The organism is Sphingomonas sp. P4_G3 (assembly GCF_056401105.1).
Map to the genome: position 1 here is coordinate 41,367 of NZ_JBFUJZ010000002.1, position 24,015 is coordinate 65,381.

A 24,015-nucleotide genomic window follows, 5' to 3' on the forward strand; every position below is an offset into this window, starting at 1 on the left:
CCCAGGAATGACCCTCTACACCCGCTTTGCCGCGCATATCGACGCGGCGCTCGATGCCCTGACCGCGCATGGCGACTTGCCGAGCGGGCTGGGGCGAGGCGCGGTGACGGTCGAGCCGCCGCGCGATGCCAGCCATGGCGATCTCGCGACCAACGCCGCGATGGTGCTGGCCAAGCCGGCCGGGACCAATCCGCGCGTGCTGGCCGACAAGATCGCGGCGGAACTGGGCAAGCTCGACGAAGTCGCGAGTGTTGCCGTCGCGGGCCCCGGCTTCATCAACATGACGCTGACCGACGACACTTGGCGCAACGAACTCGCCGCGATCATCGATGGCGGCCCTGATTACGGGCGCTCGACGAAGGGGCTCGGCCAGACGGTCAATGTCGAGTACGTCTCGGCCAATCCGACCGGGCCGATGCATATGGGCCATTGCCGTGGCGCGGTGGTCGGCGATGCGCTCGCCGCCTTGCTCGAATGGGGCGGCTACAAGGTCATCCGCGAATATTATGTCAATGATGCCGGCGGGCAGGTCGATACGCTCGCGCGCTCGGCGCACTTGCGGTACCGCGAGGCGCTGGGCGAGGGCGTCGGCGAAATCCCCGAGGGCCTGTACCCGGGCGACTATCTGATCCCGGTCGGCCAGGCACTGGCGACCGAGTTCGGTGACAAGTTCGTGTCGGCGCCCGAGAGCGACTGGCTGGTGCTCTTTCGCAAGATCGCGGTCGCGCAGATGCTGGTGCTGATCAAGGACGATCTGGCCCTACTCGGCATCCATCACGACCTGTTCTCGTCCGAGGCCGAGTTGCAGGCGGCGAAGAAGCCCGAAGCAGCCGAGAAGGAATTGCGCGCGCGGGGGCTGATCTATGACGGTGTACTCGAAGCGCCCAAGGGCGAGACGCCCGAGGATTGGGAGCCGGTCGAGCTGCCGCTGTTCCGCTCGTCGCAATATGGCGACGACCAGGACCGGCCGATCAAGAAGTCGGATGGCAGCTGGACCTATTTCGGCGCCGATCTCGCTTATCATTGGCAGAAGGCGCAGACCGCCGACGCGCTGATCGATATCTGGGGCGCCGATCATGCCGGCACGGTCAAGCGGATCGTCGCGGCGGTGCAAGCGCTGACCGGCGGCAAGACCCGGTTCGACGTCAAGCTGGTGCAGATGGTGCGGCTGCTGCGCGCCGGCGAGCCGGTCAAGATGTCGAAGCGTTCCGGTAACTTCGTGACGCTGGCTGACGTGGTGCGCGAAGTCGGCAAGGACGTCGTCCGCTTCACCATGCTGACGCGCAAGGCCGATGCCCAGATGGACTTCGATTTCGCCAAGGTGGTCGAGGCGTCGAAGGACAATCCGGTGTTCTATGTCCAGTACGCCCATGCGCGAGTCGCATCGCTCAAGCGGCGTGCGGCCGAGGCCGGGATCGCGTGCAATGGCGTCGACCTGTCCCAGCTTGATACGGAGGACTTGCGGCTGGTGAAGCTCGCGGCGCAGTTCCCTCGCGTGGTGGAGACCGCGGCGGCGGCGCGTGAGCCGCACCGGATTGCCTTTTATCTCTACGACTTGGCGGCAGAGTTTCACGCGCAATGGAATGTCGGCAACGATCGTCCGGAGCGCCGCTACCTGATTCCCGACCGTCCCGACCTCACCTGCGCGCGGCTTTTCCTCGGCGACGCTATCGGGCAGATTGTCCGCAACGGTCTCGCCATCATGGGGGTCGAGGCCGTCCAGGAGATGAAGTGATGGCGGGCGAAGAGGACGAATATGTGGCGTCGGAGCCTGTGCCCGAACCCGCGGCACGCGATGAGGACCGACTGCCCTGGCTCGAAACCGCGGCGGATGACGAGGATGAGGGGCCCTCGCTTGGTCGTCTCGTGGGTCTCGTCCTGCTCGGGCTGGTCGCGCTCGGAGCGGTGCTCGGCGGCGTCTATTGGTGGAAACATCGCGCGCCCGCGCCGGGCAATGGCGATCTGATCGCCGCGCAGGAAGGCGATTACAAGGTCAAGCCCGAGGATCCCGGCGGCCTCAAGGTCGATGGCGAAGGTGACGCTTCGGTCGCGACGAGCGGCGGCAATGGCGGCGGCAACAGCCAGATCGCGGTGACCAAACTGCCCGAGGCGCCGGTCGCCGGCACCCGGGCGGCGGCCAACGCGAAAACCGGACCGGGCAGTTCGGTCGCGACGACCAGCGTGGCGGGCTCGCGCGGCAAGCTGGTGGCACCGCCACCGGGCAAGCCGATCGCGGTCGCCAATGGCGGTGGCGGCGGTGCGTTGGTCCAGCTCGGCGCTTTCCCGAGCGAAGCCGCGGCCAACACGGCGTGGGCGCGGGAATCGAAGCGCTTCAATTACATCGCCAATCTCGGCAAGTCGGTCGAGAAGGCGGAGGTCAATGGCCGCACTTTCTACCGCCTCAAGGTCAATGCCGGCAGCGCGGGCGCGGCGCAGGAATTATGCGGCAAGCTGAAGGTGGCGGGCGAGGCGTGCATCGTCACGAATTGACGACGCCTTACGCGGTTTGAACAAGGTGGGAATGGAAGGCCGGGGTTGATCCCCGGCCTTTTTGTCCGGACTTGGCGACCCTGTCGTTTCGGTCGCATTCGACCCTAGGTTGGGACTGATATTCCCGTCATCATCCCCGCGGAATCCTTCCGTCGCCCCAGCGCACCTTCCGTCGCCCCAGCGCACCTCCCGTCACCCCAGCGAAAGCTGGGGTCTCTGGCGGTGACGCGATGCCGCTTGAGATCCCAGCTTTCGCTGGGATGACGGATTATGGAAATGGATCGCTTTAAGAACAACGGCTTATTTGGGTTCTCAACCTAGGACTCGGCGCCTTCGGGGATCGGCTTGGGAGGGTGAAGGCGTAACCGTTCGATGCGGCGCGAATCCGCTTCGAGCACTTCGAGCGTCCAGCCCGACGGTGTCTCCAGGCATTCGCCCTTGAGCGGGACGCGGCCGGCGAGCACCGCCGCGAGGCCACCCAGCGTGTCGACATCCTCGTCATGTTCGGCGAGGCGTGGATCGATCGTCGCGCCGACGTCCTCGAGCTCGACGCGGGCGTCGGCATCCCAGGCCCCGCCGTCCAGCGGCACGAGCAACGCCTCGGGCGCGTCGTCATGCTCGTCCTCGATATCGCCGACGATCTCCTCGATCAGGTCCTCGATCGTGACCAGGCCTTCGGTGCCCGAATATTCGTCGAGCACGATCGCCAGGTGGACGCGTTTCGATTGCATGTCGACGAGCAGGTCGAGTGCGCCGCGCGACATCGGGACGTAGAGCGGCTGACGGATCAGGTCGGCAATGTCCTCGGGATGTGGCACGCCGGTGGCCAGGATCGCGAACACGTCCTTGACGTGGATCATCCCGATCACTTCGTCGAGGCTGCCGCGATACACCGGCAGGCGGCTATGTCCCGCTTCGGCGAACAACTGGACGAGGCCGGCGAAGCTGGTCTTCTCTTCGACCGCGACGATGTCCGCGCGCGGCACGCCGACATCGCCCGCGTCGCGCTCGCCGAAATGGAGCAGGTTGCGGACCATCTGGCGCTCGAGTTGCGACAGGTCGCCGGCGGCATCGGGAGCCGGATCGTCCTCGTGACGTTCGATCACGTCCTCGAGCTGATCACGTAGCGTCGGTTCGTGTTCTCCGAACAGCGACTTCAGCTTGCGCCAGATACTGTCGCCGGCGTCGGTACTGGGGCCCTCGGGCATTGTAGTCGGTCAGTCCTCTTCGATCAGATAGGGGTCGTCGATGCCGAGCGAGGCGAGCGCGTCGGTCTCGATCGCTTCCATCGCTTCGGCCTCGCGGTCGTTCATGTGGTCATAACCTAGCAGATGCAGCACGCCGTGCACGATCAAATGAGTCGCATGCGTTTCGATCGGGATATTGCGCTCTGCCGCCTCGGCCGCGCAGACGCCATGGGCCAGCACGATATCGCCCAGCAATACCTCGCCATCGTCCGAATTCTGCGTCACCGTTTCGAGCAGATCGGCCTGGACCATCGGGAAGCTGAGGACGTTGGTCGGCTTGTCCTTGTGGCGGTATTGGCGATTGAGCGTGTGGACTTCGTCGTCCGATGTCAGGCGCAGCGAAATCTCGACCGCGGCGGGGATCGTCAGCAATTCGCCGTGCGGCGTGCGGTCGATCGCCGCACGCGTAGCGCGATCGGCGAGGGTATCCCAGTCGTGCTCGGGCCAAGGGGATTCGCGGGTGAGGGCGATTTCAAGCATCAGTAGCCCCTCCCCTTCAGGGGAGGGGTTGGGGTGGGGGATGCCTCGCAGAGCCCGTCGCTTGTGACTGCCCCACCCCAAACCCCTCCCCTGAAGGGGAGGGGCTTAGCAATGCTTACCCCGCTCACGCGTGCGGCCCCTCATACGCCTCGACGATGCGCCCGACGATCGGATGGCGCACCACATCGGCGGCGGTGAAGCGGCTCATCGCGATCCCTTCGATCCCCTCCAGCCGGGTGACCGCGTCGCGCATGCCCGAGGCCTCGACGCCGCCGGGAAGATCGACCTGGTTGGGATCGCCGCAGATCACCATCCGGCTGCGCTCGCCGAAGCGGGTCAGGAACATCTTCATCTGCGCGGGCGTGGTGTTCTGCGCCTCGTCGAGGATGATGAAGGCGTCGGCCAGGGTGCGCCCACGCATGAAGGCGATCGGCGCGATCTCGATCTCGCCCGAACTGATCCGTCGCTCGACCTGTTCGGCGGGCAGGCAGTCGTTGAGCGCGTCGTAGAGCGGACGGAGATAGGGATCGACCTTCTCCTTCATGTCGCCGGGCAGGAAGCCGAGCTTCTCGCCCGCCTCGACCGCCGGGCGCGACAGGATCAGCCGCTGGACGCTGCCGGTGATCAGCTGCGACACCGCTTGGGCCACCGCGAGATAGGTCTTGCCGGTGCCCGCCGGTCCGAGCGCGAAGATCATGTCATTGGTGGTCAGCTCGCGCATGTAATGCGCCTGGGCGGGCGTGCGCGGGACGATCGTCTTCTTGCGCGTGCGGATCATGATCGGCGGCGCCGGACTGGCTTCCGCGCTGATGATCCCGTCGAGCACCGGCTCCGACGCCATCGCGATCGACGCGTCGACCAGGCCGGTGTCGATATCCTCGCCGCGCTGCAGGCGCTTGTAGAGATCGTAGAGCACGTCGCGGCCCATCGCGACCTGCTCGGCCGACCCCTCCAGCCCGACGCGATTGCCGCGCGCGGTGATGTAGATGCCCAGGCGATGTTCGAGCGCGACCAGATTCTGGTCATATTGCCCGAAAAGTTGCGCGAGCAGCTGTGGCTTGTCGAAGGTCAGCTCGACCCGGCTGCGTTCACCGGATTGGGCGGGGACAGGCTTGCGGCTCATGCGGTCCTTTCTGGGCATAGGGATGGGTGGAGCGGCAAATAGCCGGCTTTCATGACAGCGCCGAACGAGGCCATGCGGAAGCTGGTTCCGTCAGGCACAAGGGCGGAAAGGGCGTCGCTCATCCGTGTGTGACGATGGCAGATCGGATGCGGAGAGGACAGCGCAAATCAGTGCGTCTGTCGCAAAAAGCTGGACCGCTGTTGCTCAATCGCCTCGCCTTATAGGCAATCGCCGAATCGGATGCACACGAAGGTCACGCCCCACATGATTTCGACTGTGCAGGCGATCGGGACGATCACGATCGCCGCCAGCGCCTTCATCCACGGCTTCAACGGCAGCAGGACGACGCCGACCAGACTGAGGAGCGGAATGGTCAGGCCGAGCGCGGGTCCTAGCCACCCGCGGGTGGCCGGGAGATCACGCGTCGCATAGGCGACAATCGTTTCCCAGATCAGCGGGATCGGCAGGATCAGCAGCGCGCCGAGCCACAGCCGCCGTGAAGCGGGATGCGTGACGTCGACGGGATCGATGGCGTCGTTCACCGGGCTCAGGACCGGCCTTGCGTCATCGCTCGCCCGACATAGGCGATCGGCCAGCCAAAGCCGATGACATGGATGGCGAAGCTCAGCGCCATCATCGTCGGGTTGGTAGTCGGCTTGTAGCCAACCGCCGACATCGGCAACACGACCCAGTTCATCACGACATAGGCGACGATCGCGCAGAGCAGGCCGCCGATCAGCGGGCGGCTATAGAGGAACGGCAGGCGCGTGGCCGCGGCGATATAGGCGCCCGCCGCGACGACCGAGATGAGAATGTGGTAGAATATGCCGAGCAGCACCGCCGGCGTTCCGCCGATATAAGCGGCCTTGCCCATTGTCCCGCTGGCGATCGACTGGAACACGATCCCCGGCGAATTGCCCAGCGACGCCTGGATCGGCAGCACGAAGATCATCTCGATCGCGGCGGCGGCGATGCCGGCGACCAACGCCGCGGTCAGATAGTTTTTGGCGGTCATCGGTTCCTCCCCCTCGTCGGCGGAGAGGATGCCAGATGCCGCCTTCGACCGCCATATCCGGTTCAGCCAAGCTTTCCCGACTGGCTCACCCGCCACATCAACGGATCGAGCAAGCTGTCCGGCAAGACGTTGCGCAGGAACATGAACAGCTTGGCGCCACCCCCGATCGCGTAACGCGCTTTCGGGCTCCTCGTATCGGCGATCCGCGCGATCCCCTTCGCGACGACGTCGGGCGGGGAGACGATCGACGACGTGTCGGCGCTCCCCAGCGTCGCGGCATGACGCAGCGCATAGGGTGCGTAGTCGGTCTTGCCCGACCGTTCGACCAGGCTCTCGTGCGCGATGCCGGCCCATTCGGTGCGGATCGCGCCGGGTTCGACGATCACGACGCGGATGCCGAACGGGCGGAGTTCCATCCGCAGGCAGTCGCTCAGCCCTTCGACCGCGAATTTGGTGGCGTGGTACCAGCTGCCGAATGGCTCGCCGAACCGCCCGCCGATCGACGTGACGTTGACGATCGTGCCGCTACGCTGGGCGCGCATCATCGGTGTGGTGAGCTGACACAGGCGTGCAAGGCCGAACAGATTGACCTCGACCTGGCGCCGCGCCTCGCTCATCGGCACGTCCTCAAGCGCGCCATAGCTGCCATAACCGGCATTGTTGACCAGCAGGTCGAGGCGGCCGGCGTCGCGCCTGATCGTCTCAACCGCGGCGATGATAGACGCGTCGTCGGTCAGGTCTAGCGGCAGCAATGTGGCGCCCGCCGCCTCCAACTCCTTCATCCGGTCGAGCCGGCGCGCGGCAGCGAACACGCGCCAGCCACGCTCGATCAATTGCCGCGCGGTAGCCTCGCCGATCCCGGCTGAAGCGCCGGTCACTAGCGCGATCCTGATCATGGAAAATGCTCCTCTTGATTCGATGGAGCACGAGCATATAACCGTGGACCATAGTCCATGGTCAAGGGATAAAAGATGCTGATTTCGGAATTTGCGCGGCGCGCGGAACTCAGCACCGACACGGTCCGCTTCTATGTCCGAAAGGGCCTGCTCGCACCCGGGACGGGGATGAAGGGCGGCTCCAACCCGTACCAGATCTTCTCCGATCAGGATCTTGAGGCGGCGCGGATGATCCGCATGGCGCAAGGCCTGGGCTTTTCGTTGCGCGAGATCGCCGCGCTGGCGGCCGAGTATAATGCGGGGAGGATGACACCCGAACGCAGCTTGGAGTTGATGCGCATCCAGCTCGCGCGGCTGGAGGAAAAGGCGGCCCAGATCGGCGCCATGGTCACCTATACGCGCGCAAAGGTGGCGTGGCTGGAAGCGGGACAGCGCGGTGCGGAGCCGACGTTCGGCGAATTCGAAGGCTGTATGCCTGACGCGTTAGCCGGCGCTGATGCGAAGGAGCGCGTGGCAGGTTAGGCGGCCACCGGTATTCGCTCGACGCCCGCTAGCGAGTTGGGGCCGGCGCTGACGATCTCGACCTCGACGAGATCACCGATCTCGGCATTGGTGATCAGGTGGATCGATTGCAGCCAGGGCGACTTGCCGAGCATCTGGCCAGGCAGCTTGCCCTTGCGCTCGATCAGTACCTGGCAGGTGTGGCCGACACTCGCGGCGTTGAACGCGGCCTGGTCGCGGTTGAGCGCGCCCTGCAGGCGCTGGAGCCGCTCATCCATCACCTCGGGCGCGATCTGACCATCCATGTCGGCTGCGGGCGTGCCCGGGCGCGGGCTGTATTTGAAGCTGAACGCCTGGGCGTAGCCGACCTCGTCGATCAGGCTCAGCGTGTCTTCGAACTCAGCCTCGGTCTCGCCGGGGAAGCCGACGATGAAATCGCCGCTCAGCGCGATATCGGGCCGCACCGCGCGGACGCGGTCGAGGATGCGCAGGTACGAATCGCGGCTGTGACTGCGGTTCATCGCCTTGAGGATGCGATCGTTCCCCGCCTGCACCGGCAGATGGAGGAACGGCATCAATTTTTCGACGTCGCGATGCGCGGCGATCAGGCCGTCGGTCAGGTCGTTGGGATGGCTGGTCGTATAACGGATCCGTGCCAGGCCCGGGATGCGGTCGAGCTCGCTGATCAGCGCGCCGAGATCGCGATCGCCATCGGACCAGGCATTCACGTTCTGGCCGAGCAGCGTGATTTCCTTGGCGCCGGCATCGACCAACGCCTTGGCTTCGTCGACCAGGGCACCCCAGCCTCGGCTGATCTCCGCGCCGCGGGTATAGGGAACGACGCAATAGGTGCAGAATTTGTCGCACCCTTCCTGCACCGTCAGGAACGCGGTCGGGCCGACCTTGCGCCGCGCGGGCAGCGCGCCGAATTTCGAGAGGACCGGCATGTCGGTATCGAGCCCGAGTTCGCCGCGCGACGCCTTGGCGACCAGATCGGGTAGATTGTGATAGGCTTGCGGGCCGACGACGATGTCGACCTTGGCGCGATGCGCGATCTCGACGCCCTCCGCCTGCGCCACGCAGCCGGCGACCGCGATCATCGGATCGTTGCCGTGCTTCCTGAGGCGCCCGATGTCCGAATAGACCTTTTCGGTCGCCTTTTCGCGGATGTGGCAGGTGTTGAGCACGACTAGATCGGCGGCATTGGCATCGTCGGTCGCGGTCAGGCCTTGGGCTGCCATCAACTCGGTCATGCGCTCGCCGTCATAGACGTTCATCTGGCAGCCGAACGACTTGACGTGAAAGGTTTTGGGATTGGTGGGCTTCGTCATGGGCCGGCGCCTATAGCAGGTCCTCTCCGGGACGGGGAGGGGTTCGTCCTGCCCAGACATCGTGCCCGATGAACGTCGGGACATCATGGCCCAGCGCTGCCGCCAGCGCCTCGCGGATGCGGCGCATGCTTTCCGCCGCGATCGCCTTGCGGCCGGGAAAATCGCGCGGATCGAACGGATCGAGGAAAGTGATGCACAACCGGAAATTGCCCGGCCGCGCGAGCACACGCAGCGCATTATCCTTGCCGTGCTCGTCGCCGATCCAGCCGATATCCGGCCCCACCTCGCCATAATCGAGCAGCACTGGCTGGACGAGGACGCCCGCGGGTGGTGGCTCCAGCACCTTCAACAGCGGCGACTTGAACGGCAGCAGCGAGCGGCCGTCGGTGGTGGTGCCTTCGGGGAATACCGTGACCGACCAGTTTTCGGCGAGCGCCTCGCGCAGCCGGTTGATCTGCTCGGCGACGCCCAGTCTGTCTTCGCGCGAGACGAAGACGGTGCGGTTGAGGGTCGAGAGCCAACCGACCACCGGCGCCTTGCGCAACTCCGCCTTGGCGACGAACGCGGTGCCGCTCGCCCCGGCGATCGCCAGGATGTCGATCCAGCTGCAATGGTTGGAGATGTAGAAGACGTCGCGCTTGAGCGGCGTGCCGATCCGCTCGACGCGCGCACCCGAACAATAGCCGGCCCAGGCGAGGAACAGGCGCGGCCACGGCGAACTCAGGTGCAGCAAGCGCCAGCAATAATGGAGTGGAACGAACAGAATGAGCCCGGCGACCATGCCGGCGGCGCGCCGCCAGATACGGAGTCGGCCAGTCAATGGAATCGGCTGCGGTTTCCCCCTGGCCGCCTGAAGGCGAGCCTCAATCCTTGCGGGAGAGGCTGACTCCATACAGCTCCATCCGGTGATCGACGAGGCGGAAGCCCAGCTTCTCCGCGATCTGTTTCTGGAGCTGTTCGAGCTCGGGATCGACGAACTCGATGACCCGGCCGGTCTCGACGTCGATCAGATGGTCGTGATGCGCCTCAGGCGAGGGCTCGTAGCGCGCGCGTCCGTCGCCGAAATCGTGGCGGTCGAGAATGCCGGCTTCCTCGAACAGGCGAACGGTGCGGTAGACGGTCGCGATCGAGATGCCGGGATCGATCGCAGATGCACGGGCATAGACCTTCTCGACGTCGGGATGATCCTCCGCCTCACTCAGCACGCGAGCGATCACGCGCCGCTGGTCGGTGATGCGCAATCCTTTTTCGTGACAAAGGGCTTCGAGGTCGATGTTGCGCGCCATAGGACCGATATAGGCGCAACACCCTTGTTGCGAAAGTAGAGAGTTATTCGCAATTAGCGGAGACATGCCAACGGCATGTCCGGATCATGCGGTGCATGATCCGCCTCGTAGCTCCCGAGCGATAGCGAGGGGCGGCACGTGCGATACTAAACGAAAAAGGCCGGGAGTGATCCCGGCCTTTCGTTTTTGGCTTCCGGCTTCGCCGGAACGATTGGATCGACCATGCCCCGCACAGTCGAGATCGCCCTTCGGCGATCCGGGTCCAATCACTTGGTCTTGCGGCGCTTCGTGCCCAGACCGATCTTCTTCGCCAAGGTACGGCGCTGTTCGGCATAGTTCGGCGCGACCATCGGATAGTCGGCGGCCAGGTTCCACTTGGCGCGATACTGTTCCGGCGTCATCTGATAATGCGTCATCAGGTGGCGCTTGAGCATCTTGAGCTTCTTGCCGTCCTCAAGGCAGACGATATAGTCGGGCTTGATCGAAGCGCGGATCGAAACCGCCGGTTCCTGCTTCGGCTCGGGCGCCGGCGCCTGCGGGGTGAGACGCGAGAGCCCGCGATAGATGTTCTGGATGACCAGTTCGATATCCGAAACGGCGACGTTGTTGTTACCGAGAAATTCGGCTGCAATATCGGCGGTCAACGTGACCAAAGTTTCCTGCATATCGTTGGTGTTGTCCATCGTGATTCCTTCGACCCTATACGTAAGATTTGCGATCCCCCAACGCCGCGGGGCTTTGATCCATTTTGGATAGAAGTGCAAGGACTAACCCCAAGCAAATGAGATTATTCACGCAATCTTGCGATGAAGCGTTAGCGCCGAATAAGTCCTGCCATCGACTCCGCGATAATAGTCGCGGCGTTCGCCGATCTTGGAAAAGCCAGAACTGCTGTATAATTTTATAGCGTCGTTGCCGGCGCGGACTTCCAGATGGATGCGCGAAATCTTGCGAGCGGCGCAATCGGCCATCACCGCGCGAAGCAAGGCCGCACCGACACCGCGCCGGCGGGCTTCGGGCATGACTGCGAGCAACAATAACTCGGCTTCGTCCAGCACGCCGCGCGTCAATGCGAAACCGACGGCGCGACCGTTGAGTTCTGCGATCGTCAGCCACACGCCGGGAACTGCCAATATTCCGATCACCTGACTTCGCGTCCACGCCTCGCCCCAGCGCGCGTCGAAGGCGTCCGCCATGATCCGGTCGACCCGATCGAGATCGCGGACATCGCCGTCGCGCAGATCGATCGCCGCGGTGCTCATGCGCCTGGCTTTTCTGGCGCCATGGGCTTGGCGTCGGGTGCACGGCCATAGATCGGACGCGGCGGCAAGCTGGTCAGGGCGAGGGGCAGCAGGGGCAGGGCCGCCGCGTTGGGAAGCGCACCCCCGGGAGCCGAGCGAGGATCGTCAAAGCTAAGCCAGCGCAAACCATCGCCGACAGCGTGCATACCCCCGAGCTTGCGCCGGGCATCAACCGGAGAAAGAGATTCCAGCGGGCCGTGGACTCGCACCGGGGGGCCGTAGAACGTCTGCATGAAGACCTCGCCATGCCCGCCTTCCAGCACAACGGCAAGAGGGCCGGCGATCGATTGGTCGCTCGCAAAGGCGGCGGCCGCGACGAGCGGCAGAGAGGAGAAACCCTGTACCGGCACGCCCCAGCCCAAACCGAGTCCGCGCGCGGCGGCGATGCCGACGCGGATGCCGGTAAAGCTGCCCGGACCGCAATCGACCAGGATCGCGTCGGCACGGCCACCATCGGGCAATGCCGCGATCATCGGCACCAGCCGTTCGGCATGACCCCGCCCGACGACCTCATGCGCCGACGCGACCACCGCGGCCCCTTCGATCAGGGCAACCGAACAGGCGGCGGTGGCGGTTTCGATGACGAGCGTGCGCATTTGACCGTCATGCCAGCGAACGAGCGTCGGGTTAAGTGTGCCCCGTACACTTAAGGCCCTCACACTTAAGGATCGTCCGGGGGACGATCCGACCCGACGCTTATCTCAAGCCTCTTGAGACCCCAGCTTGCGCTGGGGCGACGATTTTTTCTCAGAGAACAGTGTTGAACTTCTCGAACGCGGGGCGCGGCAGGCGGCCGAAGATGCTCGCCGGGTCGCCATGGCCGAGTGTCGAGAGGATCGTCGAGCGGTAATTGGGCTGGTCGGCGAAGAAAGCGGCATCGACCGCGGCGTTGTTGAACCCGGTCATCGGGCCGGTGTCGAACCCCAAGGCGCGCGCGGCGATGATGAAATAGGCGGCCTGCAGCGTTGAGTTGAGGAAAGCGTGGCGCTCGCGCGATACCGGCTCGGCGAACCAGGGCCGCGCGTCGACGTGCGGGAAGAATTCCGGCAGATGCTCGTGGAATTCCGTGTCATAGGCGATGATCACACTGGCCGGCGCCTTGCGGATCTTGTCGGCATTGGTCGCGCTGGCGGCGGTGGCGAGCTTGTCCTTGGCGTCCTGGCTCAACAACCATACGAACCGCGCGGGCTGCTGGTTGGCCGAGGTCGGGCCCATCTTCACCAGCTCGTAGATCGCCTTGATATCGTCCTGGGTGACCGGTGCGTCGGTATAGCCGTTATAGGTGCGCGCGGTGCGGAAGATCGTGTCGAGTGCGCTGTCCGTGAGCTTCTCGCCCATGGCCATTCTCCTGTATTGATGCGTGAAAGACGTCGACCGGCGCAGCTCAGACCGCACGAACCTCGGTAACTTCGGGAACGTAATATTTGAGCAATTGCTCGATGCCGTTCTTGAGTGTCGCGGTCGAGGACGGACAGCCTGAGCACGCGCCCTGCATGCGCAGGAATACCTTCCCCTTCTCGAACCCCTGATAGATGATGTCGCCGCCGTCATTCGCGACGGCAGGGCGGACGCGCGTATCGATCAGTTCGCGGATCTGCGCGACGATCTCGGCATCGGCGGGATCGTCGTTCAGGCCCGCATCGTCTCCAGGAACGCTGATACCAGCCGCGGACGCCGGCTTGAACAGTGGCATGCCGGCAGAGAAATGGTCGAGCAGGATCGCCAGCACGTCGGGCTTCAGTCCCGGCCAGTCGACACCCGGACCCGCCGTGACCGAAACGAAATCGCGGCCGAAGAACACTCCGGTGACATCGCCCAGGTTGAACAGCGCCTCGGCGAGCGGCGACGCGTCAGCCTCTTCAGGTGTCGCAAAGTCGCGCGTACCCGCGTCCATCACGGTCCGGCCGGGCAGGAACTTTAGGGTCGCCGGATTGGGCGTGGCTTCGGTTTCGATCAGCATATTCATGATGTGGGCCGTAAGGTGCTCCGGATCAAGCGCCGATGGGGAAACCTATTGTTGCCATGGGCGGGCTATCCCTATTGGCGTTCGGTCGTTCACCGCCGCCTGCCAGGCGCGCGAAACGCTCAGACGTCGAGCTGTTTCACAGCGTCGTTCCAGGCCATCACGTTATCGCGCGCTTCCTGGACGAAGGCCGAGCGGCGGACGACGTTGAGGAACGTGTCGGCGATCCACTTGCCGGGGTTGCGCAGCGGGCGCTTGATCTGGATGAGCAGGACGACACGGATATTGTCGGTGTCGTTCCACACTTCGTGATCATAGGTGTCGTCGAACACCAGGGTCTCGCCCTCGGCCCAGCGCACGATACGGTCGTCGACGCGCATCCGGACGTCGCCGTCCCTGGGCACGATCAGGCCGAGGTGGCACGTGATCAGCCCCTTGGTCACGCCGCGATGCGCCGGGATGTGGGTGCCCGGCGCGAGGATCGAAAAGAACGCGCTGTTGAGGTTGGGAATCTTCGCGACGGTCGCGGTGGTCGTCGGACAGCGCTCGATATTCTCGTCGATCCGATAACCGTACCCCCACAAGAAGAAACTGCGCCACTTGTTGACCGGGGCGATCGCGCGATGGTCGGGCGAAATGCTCGACAGCGAGGGTGATTTGTCGCCCATCGCCGCGTCGAGCATCTCGTCGCGGATCGCTTGCCAATTGTCGCGCAGATGCTGGGTCCAGGGGAAGTCGCGGACGTCGAGCACCGGGTCGTTCGGCACCAGTGACGACGAGGCGATCATCCGGTCGAAGAACCCGCGCAAATGCTTGCCATAGCGGATGATGAACGGCCGCTTCTCGGCCTTGCCGCCGATCGGCGCGCCATCGGACTGGGGCGTGCCCGATATCACGGTCATGTTGGGCACGCTGCCTTCGGCGACGTTGCCCGATTTCTGCCGCAATACTGGCGGCTCCAGCTGCTGATCGACGCTCACAAAGCCTCTTCATCGTCCAACGGGACCGGCACCAGATGTCGCAGAGGGCCGATCGAGCCAAAAAATGTCGAACACGCTACACCGATGCGGCAGCGCACAATTGCCGCTAGCCCCGATCTGGGTCGAAAAAGTGGCGACACAAGGGGCAGGATATGACCTTTTACTATTGAGGCGAGGGCGGTTGCCGCTCGCCGGACGACGCCCTACACAGGCGACATGGCCATTACGTTCCGCGTTCCGCGTCTCGCCGTCCTCGTCACCATTGCTCTCGGGATGTCGCTCCCGGCGATCGCCCAGCACACAGCTCCGACTGCGCCGGCGCCGCTTGCTGTCCGTCCGGAAGTCGATCGCTCGCCCTGGCTGTTCAAGGGCAGCGATATTACCCCGGATGCCGAATGGCATTTCGGGACCTTGCCCAACGGCTTGCGCTATGCGGTACGCAAGAATGGCGTGCCGCCCGGCCAGGTGTCGATCCGCGTACGCATCGATGCGGGCTCGCTGTACGAGGACGACAGCGAACAGGGCTATGCCCATTTCATGGAGCATCTGGTGTTCCGCGGCAGCCAATATGTCGCCGACAATGAGGCGAAGCGCACCTGGCAGCGGCTGGGCGCGACCTTCGGCAGCGACACCAATGCGCAGACCACGTTCACCCAGACGGTGTTCAAGCTCGATCTGCCGTCCGCCACGCCCGCCTCAGTCGACGAGAGCCTGAAGATCCTGTCGGGGATGATGGAAGCGCCGAGCTTCGACGACAAGGTGGTCAATTCGGAGCGGCCGGTAGTGATGGCAGAGCAGCGCGAGGCGCCGGGGCCGCAGGTTCGCTTCGGCGATGCCCAGCGCGCGACGATTTTCGCCGGGCAGCCGTTCGCGACGCGCTCGCCGATCGGCACCACCAAGACGCTGGAGGCGGCCACTGCCGCCAGCTTGCGGGCGTTCCACGACAAATGGTACCGGCCCGAGCGGGCCGTCGTGATCATCTCGGGCGATGTCGATCCGCTGGTGTTCGAGACTCTGGTCGACAAGAATTTCTCGAGCTGGAAGGGTAAGGGCCCGAATCCGGCCGACCCCGATTTCGGCACCCCGGCGACCAAGCAGCCGACCACCGGCACGCTGGTCGAGCCCGGCCTGCCGACCCTGGTGTCGATGGCGGTGCTGCGTCCCTGGCATTTCAACAACGACCTGATTCTGTTCAACCAGAAGCGCCTGGTCGACCTGATCGCGATTCAGATCATCAATCGCCGGCTGGAATCGCGCGCCCGCGCCGGGGGTAGCTTCCTCCAGGCGCAAGTCAGCCTCGACGACGTGTCGCGCTCGGTCAACGGCACGTTCGTCAACATCGTGCCGGTCGGCAACAACTGGGAACAGGCGCTGAAAGACGTGCGCGCGGTGATCGCCGATGCCCAGGCCAATCCACCGAGCCAGGCCGAACTCACTCGCGAACTCGCCGAATATGATGCCGCGATGAAGAATGGCGTCGATACCTCGCGGGTCGAGGCAGGGTCGGCGCAGGCCGACAATATGGTCCAGGCGCTCGACATCCGCGAGACGGTCGCGGCGCCCGACGTGTCGTACAAGATCCTGACCGACGCGCGCGCCAAGGGCATGTTCACGCCGGCATCGATCCTGGCGTCGACCAAGCGCGTGTTCCAGGGCGATGCGACCCGCGCCTTCATCACCACGCCGGCCGCCGATCCGGCAGCGGCAACCAAGCTGGCCGCCGCGCTCGACGCCGATGTGTCGAAGCTGGCGCCCAAGCGCACCGCGCTGGCCGCGATCGACTTCTCCAAGCTGCCGCCGCTGGGCGCGCCGGGCAAGGTCGTCAGCACCGAGAGCATCCCCGATCTCGAGATGCAGAAGGTCGTGTTCGCCAATGGCGTGCGCCTGCTGCTGTTCGTCAATTCGAGCGAGACCAACCGCGTCTATGTCCGCGTACGCTGGGGCGGCGGATATAACGCCATCCCGTCCGACCACCGCACGCCGGCCTGGGCAGGCGATATGGCGCTGGTGCCGAGCGGAATCGGCAAATTGGGCCAGGAACAACTCGACCAGTTGGCGACGGGCCGGCGGCTCGGCTTCGATTTCGGAATCGACGACGATGCCTTCACGCTCGCCGGCGTCACCTCGCCGCAGGATTACAAGGATCAGCTGCGGCTGTTCGCCGACAAATTGAGTACACCCGGCTGGGATCCCGCGCCGCTGGCACGCGCCAAGGCAGTGATGCTGGCGGGCTATCCGGGACTCGATTCCTCGCCCGACGGCGTGCTCAGCCGCGACCTCGAATGGTTCCTGCACGACAAGGATCCACGCTGGGGGATTCCGCCCGCGGCGACCGTATCGGCGTTGACCCCGGCGCAGTTCCGCACCTTCTGGCAGCCGATCCTGGCATCGGGCCCGATCGAGGTGGAAGTGTTCGGCGACGTCAAGGGCGACGAGGCGATCGCTGCCGTCGCGGCGACCTTCGGCGCCCTGAAGCCGCGCGCGGCACCCGCCGCCGCCGCGCCGCCGATCAAATTCCCCGAGCATAATGCGACGCCGATCGTGCGGACGCATTCGGGCCAGGAGAATCAGGCGGTCGCGCTGATCGCCTGGCCGACCGGCGGCGGTGTCGAGGGCGTTCCCGAAAGCCGCAAGCTCGACGTGCTGGCGCAGGTGTTCAGCGACCGGCTGTACGACCGGCTGCGCACCGAAGCGGGCGCGAGCTATTCGCCCAGCGTCGGGTCGAGTTGGCCCGACGGCGCCGCGAGCGGCGGGCGGATCATGGCGATAGGCCAGGTGCCGCCCGACAAGACCGACCTCTTCTTCCGCCTGTCGCGTGAGATCGCGACCGACCTGGTCAAGAACCCGATCAGCGACGACGAACTGCAGCGGGCGAAGACGCCGATGCAGCAATATGTCATGCGGGCCTCGACCGGGAATACCTTCTGGCTCAACCTGTTGTCGGGCGCGGCCTATGATCCGCGCAAGATCGCCTCGGCGCGCAGCATCCTGCTGGATTATCAGAACGTGACCGCCGCCGATCTCCAGGCAGTGGCGGCCAAGTATCTACGGCCGGACCGGGACTGGACGATGGAAGTGGTGCCCAAGGCGGTGGCGGCGAAGGCAGGGCTGAGCGTCGCGGGCGGGGCGCAATAGGAAGCTGCAAAAGGCGTTCGCGGACACCGGCCGGCCACTCACCGCCCAAGCGCGGCCGCGATCGCGGATCGGGGGCGATGAGTGCTGACGGAAGCTCGGCATACGCCTTCCTCATCGGTTGACGGCCTCATCCGGGACATTCCGCAATGACCAAGATCTCCTGTCCGGCCGAGTGCTCGCCGGACGGGAGAAGCGAATGAAGGCGCTGTCGCCACTGCTGCGCGAATAGCCAAGGGGCCCGAGTCCGGGCGCTTGCCGTCGGGCGCGCCGGCCCAAACCGTGCGTAGCGGATTAGGGTCGTTACTGGTGTCATCAAAAGTAACAAGGTGGTATGCTTGTAACAGGCATCGGCGGATCGTGCGCCGGGTGCGGTCAACCGCTTTGATGCCAGCGTTCCACCGCAGATTTTAACCTTTTGTTAACTATCTCCGGTCACCTTTAGGCAACATTCTGAAAACAAGTTATTTAGCCGAAGAGAAGGGGGCAGAGATGCGCTGGTTCTTGGTCGGAGTGGCGACGCTTGGCGTCGCCCTGGCCGGATGCACAACGGGCCCGAAGGCAGTGGTGACCGTCGCCGCCGGTGCCCCCGTCGAACAGCCGACCGGCTGGCGGGCGACCGCGACGGCCGACGATCAGGCGCGGATCGAGGGTCTGGGCGATCGCATGCAGCGCATGCTGGCGGCGGTGCCGGCGGGTGCCCGGGCGCGCGTCGCCGCGGAAAGGCCGTTGCTCGATCCAAAGTCGGCGCTCGACGCGCCCGCGCTCTCGCCAGGATCCTATCAGTGCAGGCTGGTAAGGATTGGCGGCCGGCGCGGTGTGGTCAGCTACAAGTCCGATTTCTGCTATATCGCCATGGTCGACGGAAAGCAGAGCTTCACCAAGCAGACCGGTACGCAATTACCCGGTGGCTGGTTGTTCGACGACGATAAGGACAAGCGCCTGATCTTCCTGGGCACGCTGCGTCCGCAGCAGGCGCCGTCGGCCCCGCCATATGGGCAAGTACGTCAACGCGACGTCGCCGCCGTAATCGAGCGCATCGCGCCGTTCCGCTGGCGGATGGCGCTCGTCAAGAATGACGGGCAGGGCGACCAGATGCTCGACATCTATGAGCTGATCCCGGTGGTGAACGGGTCGAGCTGAAGGCGCGTTCTGAAGAGTCGATAGACCCTTTGTCTTGACGGGACATGCCCTCCCCTAGCCCCGCGTGAGGTGAAGAGCGCCCCGCGCTCTTCAGGCCATGCCGGGGGCATGGCCGACCTCACGCGCGTAAACGGGAGGGGAATTACCCTTTGTAGAGCGCGTCCAATCGCGGGCCGTACACCTCCTTCAACACATGACGCCGGATCTTCAAGCTGGGCGTCATCTGCTGGTTCTCGATCGTGAACGGTTCGTCGGCCAGGATGAAGCGGCGGACGCGCTCGACCACCGACAAGTCCTTGTTGACCCGCTCGACCGCGGCGAGCAGCGCGGCGCGATAGTCGAGATCGTCTGCAAGCGCCTTCGAATTGCACGCGGCCCCGGTCCTGGCGCACCATTCCTGGGTCCATTCGGGATCGGGCACCAGTACCGCGACCATATAGGGCCGCCGGTCGCCGGCGATCATCGCCTGACCGATCTCGGGCTGCAGCGTCAACATGCCCTCGACCTTTTGCGGCGACACATTGTCACCCTTGTCGTTGATGATCAGGTCCTTCTTGCGGTCGGTGATCTTGATCCGGCCCTTGTCGTCGATCATCCCGATGTCGCCGGTATGCAGCCAGCCGTCCTTGAGCACGCGCGCGGTTTCTTCGGGATTGCGCCAATAACCGTGCATGACCAGTTCGCCGCGGACCAGGATCTCGCCATCCTCGGCGATCCGGACCTCGACCCCGTCGAGCGGCGGGCCGACCGTGTCCATCTTGAGGCCGGCGCGCGGGCGGTTGCACGAAATGACCGGCGCCGCCTCGGTCTGGCCATAGCCTTGCAGGAAGGTCAGGCCGAGCGATTGGAAGAAGATGCCGATTTCGGGATTGAGCGGCGCGCCGCCCGATACCATCGCCTTGATCCGCCCGCCAAAGCGCTTGGCGATCTTGGGCATCAATAGCGATTTCACGATCAGGTTCATCGGCTGGTCGTAGAACGGCACGCCGCCCGCGGCCTTCTTGCCGCCGATCGAGACCGCGCGGCTGAGCAGGTAATTGGACACGGCGCCCTGTTTCTCGACCGCCTTGGAGATGCGCGTCCGCAGCACCTCGAACAGGCGCGGCACCACAACCATGATCGTCGGACGAACTTCCTCGATATTGCTGGCGAGCTTGTCCAACCCTTCCGCATAGTAAATCTGCGCGCCGAGCCCGATCGGGAAATGCTGGCCGCCGGTATGCTCATAGGCATGGGAAAGGGGGAGGAAGGAGAGGAACACTTCGTCCTCCCAGCCGAAATCCTCGGCGATCAGCGTGCAGCACGCCTCGACATTGTGCAGGATCGCGCCGTGATGCTGCCGCACGCCGCGCGGCGCGCCGCCGGTGCCTGAGGTGTAGATGATGCAGGCGAGATCATCGCGGTTCGCGGTGATCGGCAAGTCGTCGAGTTGCGCCGGATGGTCGGCGATCAGCTTCGACCAATTATGATAGACCAGATCGGTCTGGCCGATGCGCAACTCCTCCAGCCCGATGACGATCTTGGCCTCGCTGGCGCGGGCGGCGGCGGGGAGCAGCGGGCGGGCGAGCTTGGCGGTCGAGACGATGATCGCACGCGCGCCCGAATTCTCGATGATATGGCTGTGGTCGCGTTCGGTATTGGTGATGTAGGTCGGCACCGTCACGCAGCCGGCGGCCATGATCGCCAGATCGCTGATACACCATTCGGGACGGTTCTCGCTGACCAGCATGACGCGGTCGCCGGGCTGCAGCCCGATCGCCTTCAGCGCTGTTGCCAGGCTGGCGACTTGCCGCGCCGTCTCCACCCAGCTGAGCGGGGTCCAGGAGTCGCCTTGCTTGTGCCACAGAAACGGCTGGTCGCCCCCGGCCCGGGCGCGGGTAAAGAACATCGCGACCAGGTTGGGGAATTTCTCGATCTGCCGCATCCGGTCTCTCCCTTACGACGCGCCGCTTTCGGCTGCGCCATTTAGGCCGACGTTATTCGGATGGGCGGTTGGGCGCCATCCCCATCCGCCTGATCACGGTGACCTTGCCGTCCTGTCCCATCGCGACACCTTCGCTGCGCGGATCGGCGGCACCGACCCATTTGCCGCCGACGCGCTCGATCGCATTGGCCTTGAGCCCGAGCGGAGAGACCATGATCTTCTCGCCCAGCGCGCGCAGTTGCGGCGCCATCGCCTCGGCCTGCGTGCCCGATTCGGCGACCGCCGTCTGGCCGGGTGCATAGACAAGCCCGAGGCCGATCGCGTCCTGCGCGCTCATCTTCCAGTCGACCACCGCGACGATCGCCTTCGCCACCTGGGCGATGATCGTCGATCCGCCGGCGGCGCCGATCGCCAGCCGAACCTTGCCGTCGGGGCCATAGACGATGGTCGGCGCCATCGAGCTGCGCGGGCGCTTGCCGGGGCCGACGCGGTTGGCGACGAGATAACCGTCCTTGTCGGGGACGATGTCGAAATCGGTCAGCTCGTTGTTGAGCATGATGCCGTCGACCGACAGCCCCGATCCCCACGGCCCCTCGATCGTCGTGGTGACTTCGACGACGTTGCCGGCCTTGTCGGTGACGACGAGGTCGGTGGTGCCGGGAGTCTCGCTCGGCGGCACTCGCTTGCGCGGCGGGGCGCCTGGTGGAGTGCCCGGTGCAACGTCGGCGATCGACTTGTCGGGAGAGATCAATGCCGAGCGCGAGGTGATGTAATTGCGGCTCAGCAGGCCGGCGAGCGGCACGCTGACGAAATCGGGATCGCCGACATACATGTCGCGGTCGGCGTAAGCGAGGCGCGAGCTTTCGGCGAACAGATGCCAGGCGACCGGCGAATCCTTGCCCAGCTTCGCCATGTCGAAGCGCTCGAGCTGCTTCAGGATCATCAGCACGGTGAACCCGCCCGACGACGGCGGGCCCATGCCGCAGATGCGGTAGACGCGATAGGTGCCGCACAACGGGGCGCGCGGCTTGGCGCGATAGCTGCCGATGTCGCTGACGGTCATCTTGGACGGATTGCGCTGGGCGTTATTGACCGTCGCGACCAGCCGTTGGGCGGTGCCGCCGGTATAGAAGGCGCTAGGCCCGAGGCGAGCGACGCGATCGAACAACTCGGCCTGTTTGGGGTTCTTGATGACCGTGCCCGCCGGCCACGGCTTGCCCGACGCATCCATGAAGATCGCGCGCGCGTTCGAATCCATGTGCGCGGCATATTGGGTCAGCGCGTTGGCGAGCCGCGGCGACGCCTGAAAGCCATCGCGCGCCAGTCGTATCGCTGGCTGGAACAGCCGCGCCCAGGGCAGCTTGCCCGATTGCGCATGCGCCAGTGCCATCACGCGAAGCTGGCCGGGCACGCCGACGCTGCGCCCGCCGGGGACTGCCGCGAAGTGAGACAGCGGCTTGCCGTTGGCGTCGAAGAACCACTTGCTGTCGGCGGCCATTGGCGCCGCCTCCCGCCCGTCGATCGTGTTGATCTTGCCGTTCGCCGCGTCATGGCGAACGAAGAACGTGCCGCCGCCCATCCCGGAGCTTTGCGGCTCGACGACGTTGAGCGCGAGCATGGTTGCGATCGCCGCGTCCGTCGCGCTGCCGCCAGCGTTGAGGATTTCGACTCCGGCTGCCGCAGCGCGTGGATCGGCAGCGCTGACCATGCCGGTCGCGGCGGGCTGGGCGACCTTGGCGACCCGCGCGGGCTGTCGGGCGGATCCCGATGCCGCCATGGTGGAGAGGACAATGGCGGCAGCGACGATCAGCTTCTTCATGGCGGGAGACCCTAACGGCATGGGAATGGGAGACAAGGCGTTGCGGTGGCGCGACCTATAGACGTCGGTTACGGCGCAGCGCGAAGATCAGCCCCAAGATGACTGCGATCGGCGCGAGCAGGATGACCGTGAAGATGAGCGCGAAGATGAGGAGGTGGATGATCGACAAGGTTGCCATGTGTTTCTCCGTTGTTGGCCGACGCCGTCAACTCGCTCCGATGGCTTCTGCGATCTGCACGAACCCATCGCGTCGCATCAGGGTGTCGAGATCCCGTACGATGCGTCTCGGCAGCGCCGGCCCGCCAAAGACGAGGCCGGTATAGAGCTGCACCAAGCTCGCCCCGGCGCGGATGCGCGCATAGGCTTCGGCGCCGCTGTCGATCCCGCCGACCGCGACGAGCGGCAGCGCGCCGCCGGTCGCCGCCCTAAAATCGCGCAGTCGTTGCGCGGCGAGCGTCGCGAGCGGCGCGCCCGAGAGCCCACCGCTTTCGTCCGCGGTGGGGGAGGACAATAAGGGGCGGCTGACGGTGGTGTTGCCGACGATCAGCGCGTCGATTCCGGCATGGATCGCGGCGCGGGCGATTTCGTCGATTTGCGCAGGTTCCTGATCGGGCGCGACCTTGAGGAACAGTGGCGTCGTCCCGCGCGCCGCGGCGGCGCGGGCAAGCAAGTCGGTCAGCGCGGGGCCGTGCTGCAGGTCGCGCAGGCCCGGCGTGTTGGGCGAGCTGATATTGATCGTGACATAATCGGCGATGGGCGCGGCGGCCGCCACCCCGTTCTCGTAATCGGCGATGCGATCGGCGGCGTCCTTGTTGGCGCCGACATTGATGCCGAGCATGCCGGTGCGCCTCGCGGATCGTGCACGCGGCAGCGCGGCGGCCAACCCGCCATTATTGAACCCCATTCGGTTGATCACCGCCCGATCAGGAACGAGACGAAACAGCCGCGGTTTGGGATTGCCCGCTTGCGGCAGCGGCGTCAGCGTACCAATCTCGACTGCGCCGAAGCCGAGGCCGAAAAAACCGGCGATCGCTCGCCCGTCCTTGTCGGCGCCGGCGGCTAGACCGAGCGGATTAGGAAAGGTCAGCCCAGCCACGGTGACCGGCAACGACGGCGGCCGCGCGGCGAGCGGTGTTCCGACCACTCCCCAAGCCGCGAGCATATCGATGGTCAGGCCATGCGCGCGTTCGGCATCGATCGCGAACAGCAATGGGCGAGCAAGAAAGGCCATGAGCGCGGCCATGGCAGGACACGCTGCGAGGGTCAAAGCCCCTTACGTTACGGAAACGGTCTAAATTCACCACACGGCGAATCCATCCAATACGACTCGGGAACGAAGGGCCTAGGACAAGCATGCGACCCGAAGGGCCCCTGGGAGGGGGTT

Annotated in this window: 24 protein-coding genes; 5 read left to right on the forward strand and 19 right to left on the reverse strand. The window is 65.2% G+C overall.

Annotation, left to right across the window (positions count from 1 at the left end; all coding sequences use genetic code 11):
• Positions 1 to 7 precede the first annotated feature (7 nt).
• Both argS and AC1DQQ_RS05695 read left to right on the forward strand, forming a co-directional pair.
• Positions 8 to 1,735 (forward strand): arginine--tRNA ligase, encoded by a 1,728-nt coding sequence (gene argS, locus AC1DQQ_RS05690; RefSeq protein ID WP_478032631.1) that lies wholly within the window; start codon positions 8 to 10, stop codon positions 1,733 to 1,735.
• Positions 1,735 to 2,490: an SPOR domain-containing protein gene (locus AC1DQQ_RS05695; RefSeq protein WP_478044540.1), complete on the forward strand. Its 756-nt coding sequence runs from the start codon at positions 1,735 to 1,737 to the stop codon at positions 2,488 to 2,490. The genes argS and AC1DQQ_RS05695 overlap by 1 nt, the downstream gene beginning before the upstream one ends.
• Positions 2,491 to 2,807: 317 nt before the next feature.
• On the opposite strand, the gene AC1DQQ_RS05700 is transcribed toward AC1DQQ_RS05695, so the two are convergent.
• The 6 genes from AC1DQQ_RS05700 to AC1DQQ_RS05725 form a co-directional block, all read right to left on the reverse strand.
• The gene (locus tag AC1DQQ_RS05700; protein WP_478032634.1) at positions 2,808 to 3,698 is read right to left on the reverse strand and encodes a hemolysin family protein; all 891 of its coding nucleotides are present in this window, start codon (positions 3,696 to 3,698) and stop codon (positions 2,808 to 2,810) included.
• 9 nt (positions 3,699 to 3,707) lie between these two features.
• A complete protein-coding gene (gene ybeY / locus AC1DQQ_RS05705; RefSeq protein WP_478044542.1) occupies positions 3,708 to 4,217 on the reverse strand; it encodes an rRNA maturation RNase YbeY in 510 nt (169 codons plus the stop codon).
• Positions 4,218 to 4,341: 124 nt separating this feature from the next.
• Positions 4,342 to 5,340 (reverse strand): PhoH family protein, encoded by a 999-nt coding sequence (locus tag AC1DQQ_RS05710; RefSeq protein ID WP_478042964.1) that lies wholly within the window; start codon positions 5,338 to 5,340, stop codon positions 4,342 to 4,344.
• 218 nt (positions 5,341 to 5,558) lie between these two features.
• Entirely contained in the window at positions 5,559 to 5,882 is a 324-nt protein-coding gene (locus tag AC1DQQ_RS05715) for a hypothetical protein (protein WP_478032639.1), read from the reverse strand.
• Positions 5,883 to 5,887: 5 nt separating this feature from the next.
• On the reverse strand, positions 5,888 to 6,355 hold the full coding sequence (locus AC1DQQ_RS05720; RefSeq protein ID WP_478042965.1) for a hypothetical protein: 468 nt from the start codon (positions 6,353 to 6,355) through the stop codon (positions 5,888 to 5,890).
• A 62-nt stretch (positions 6,356 to 6,417) separates the two neighbouring features.
• Positions 6,418 to 7,251, reverse strand: coding sequence for an oxidoreductase (locus AC1DQQ_RS05725; protein ID WP_478032642.1), 834 nt, complete (start codon positions 7,249 to 7,251; stop codon positions 6,418 to 6,420).
• A gap of 75 nt (positions 7,252 to 7,326) precedes the next feature.
• Between AC1DQQ_RS05725 and AC1DQQ_RS05730 the strand changes: the two genes are divergently transcribed.
• Positions 7,327 to 7,773 carry a helix-turn-helix domain-containing protein gene (locus AC1DQQ_RS05730; RefSeq protein ID WP_478032644.1) on the forward strand — a complete coding sequence of 149 codons (447 nt, stop codon included), beginning with the start codon at positions 7,327 to 7,329 and terminating at the stop codon, positions 7,771 to 7,773.
• On the opposite strand, the gene miaB is transcribed toward AC1DQQ_RS05730, so the two are convergent.
• From miaB to AC1DQQ_RS05775, 9 genes are all read right to left on the reverse strand, one after another.
• Positions 7,770 to 9,083: a tRNA (N6-isopentenyl adenosine(37)-C2)-methylthiotransferase MiaB gene (miaB, locus tag AC1DQQ_RS05735; protein WP_478044544.1), complete on the reverse strand. Its 1,314-nt coding sequence runs from the start codon at positions 9,081 to 9,083 to the stop codon at positions 7,770 to 7,772. The two genes, AC1DQQ_RS05730 and miaB, sit on opposite strands and share 4 nt — an antisense overlap.
• Positions 9,084 to 9,093: 10 nt before the next feature.
• Positions 9,094 to 9,975, reverse strand: a complete 882-nt coding sequence (locus tag AC1DQQ_RS05740; RefSeq protein WP_478042967.1) for a lysophospholipid acyltransferase family protein — start codon at positions 9,973 to 9,975, stop codon at positions 9,094 to 9,096.
• Positions 9,947 to 10,369 carry a Fur family transcriptional regulator gene (locus AC1DQQ_RS05745; protein WP_066812252.1) on the reverse strand — a complete coding sequence of 141 codons (423 nt, stop codon included), beginning with the start codon at positions 10,367 to 10,369 and terminating at the stop codon, positions 9,947 to 9,949. Before AC1DQQ_RS05745 ends, AC1DQQ_RS05740 begins: the two co-directional genes overlap by 29 nt.
• Positions 10,370 to 10,635: 266 nt before the next feature.
• Positions 10,636 to 11,052 (reverse strand): Ros/MucR family transcriptional regulator, encoded by a 417-nt coding sequence (locus AC1DQQ_RS05750; protein WP_066812250.1) that lies wholly within the window; start codon positions 11,050 to 11,052, stop codon positions 10,636 to 10,638.
• A 108-nt stretch (positions 11,053 to 11,160) separates the two neighbouring features.
• A complete protein-coding gene (rimI, locus tag AC1DQQ_RS05755; protein WP_478042968.1) occupies positions 11,161 to 11,631 on the reverse strand; it encodes a ribosomal protein S18-alanine N-acetyltransferase in 471 nt (156 codons plus the stop codon).
• A complete protein-coding gene (tsaB, locus tag AC1DQQ_RS05760) occupies positions 11,628 to 12,266 on the reverse strand; it encodes a tRNA (adenosine(37)-N6)-threonylcarbamoyltransferase complex dimerization subunit type 1 TsaB (protein ID WP_478042969.1) in 639 nt (212 codons plus the stop codon). Before tsaB ends, rimI begins: the two co-directional genes overlap by 4 nt.
• A gap of 151 nt (positions 12,267 to 12,417) precedes the next feature.
• Entirely contained in the window at positions 12,418 to 13,008 is a 591-nt protein-coding gene (locus AC1DQQ_RS05765; protein WP_478032653.1) for a malonic semialdehyde reductase, read from the reverse strand.
• 46 nt (positions 13,009 to 13,054) lie between these two features.
• Positions 13,055 to 13,630: a NifU family protein gene (locus tag AC1DQQ_RS05770; RefSeq protein ID WP_478032694.1), complete on the reverse strand. Its 576-nt coding sequence runs from the start codon at positions 13,628 to 13,630 to the stop codon at positions 13,055 to 13,057.
• Positions 13,631 to 13,755: 125 nt separating this feature from the next.
• Positions 13,756 to 14,613 carry an aspartyl/asparaginyl beta-hydroxylase domain-containing protein gene (locus tag AC1DQQ_RS05775; RefSeq protein WP_478044546.1) on the reverse strand — a complete coding sequence of 286 codons (858 nt, stop codon included), beginning with the start codon at positions 14,611 to 14,613 and terminating at the stop codon, positions 13,756 to 13,758.
• A 216-nt stretch (positions 14,614 to 14,829) separates the two neighbouring features.
• Between AC1DQQ_RS05775 and AC1DQQ_RS05780 the strand changes: the two genes are divergently transcribed.
• Both AC1DQQ_RS05780 and AC1DQQ_RS05785 read left to right on the forward strand, forming a co-directional pair.
• Positions 14,830 to 17,748, forward strand: a complete 2,919-nt coding sequence (locus AC1DQQ_RS05780; protein ID WP_478032657.1) for a M16 family metallopeptidase — start codon at positions 14,830 to 14,832, stop codon at positions 17,746 to 17,748.
• Between the two features lie 489 nt (positions 17,749 to 18,237).
• Positions 18,238 to 18,888, forward strand: coding sequence for a DUF4893 domain-containing protein (locus AC1DQQ_RS05785; protein WP_478032659.1), 651 nt, complete (start codon positions 18,238 to 18,240; stop codon positions 18,886 to 18,888).
• Between the two features lie 142 nt (positions 18,889 to 19,030).
• On the opposite strand, the gene AC1DQQ_RS05790 is transcribed toward AC1DQQ_RS05785, so the two are convergent.
• The 4 genes from AC1DQQ_RS05790 to AC1DQQ_RS05805 are packed head-to-tail and all read right to left on the reverse strand — an operon-like array spanning position 19,031 to position 23,874.
• Complete coding sequence (locus AC1DQQ_RS05790; protein ID WP_478032660.1) at positions 19,031 to 20,812, reverse strand: AMP-dependent synthetase/ligase; 1,782 nt, start codon at positions 20,810 to 20,812, stop codon at positions 19,031 to 19,033.
• A 52-nt stretch (positions 20,813 to 20,864) separates the two neighbouring features.
• On the reverse strand, positions 20,865 to 22,631 hold the full coding sequence (gene ggt, locus AC1DQQ_RS05795) for a gamma-glutamyltransferase (protein ID WP_478032662.1): 1,767 nt from the start codon (positions 22,629 to 22,631) through the stop codon (positions 20,865 to 20,867).
• 55 nt (positions 22,632 to 22,686) lie between these two features.
• A complete protein-coding gene (locus tag AC1DQQ_RS05800; protein ID WP_478032663.1) occupies positions 22,687 to 22,809 on the reverse strand; it encodes a hypothetical protein in 123 nt (40 codons plus the stop codon).
• 27 nt (positions 22,810 to 22,836) lie between these two features.
• Positions 22,837 to 23,874: a quinone-dependent dihydroorotate dehydrogenase gene (locus AC1DQQ_RS05805; protein ID WP_478032664.1), complete on the reverse strand. Its 1,038-nt coding sequence runs from the start codon at positions 23,872 to 23,874 to the stop codon at positions 22,837 to 22,839.
• Positions 23,875 to 24,015: the final 141 nt, after the last annotated feature.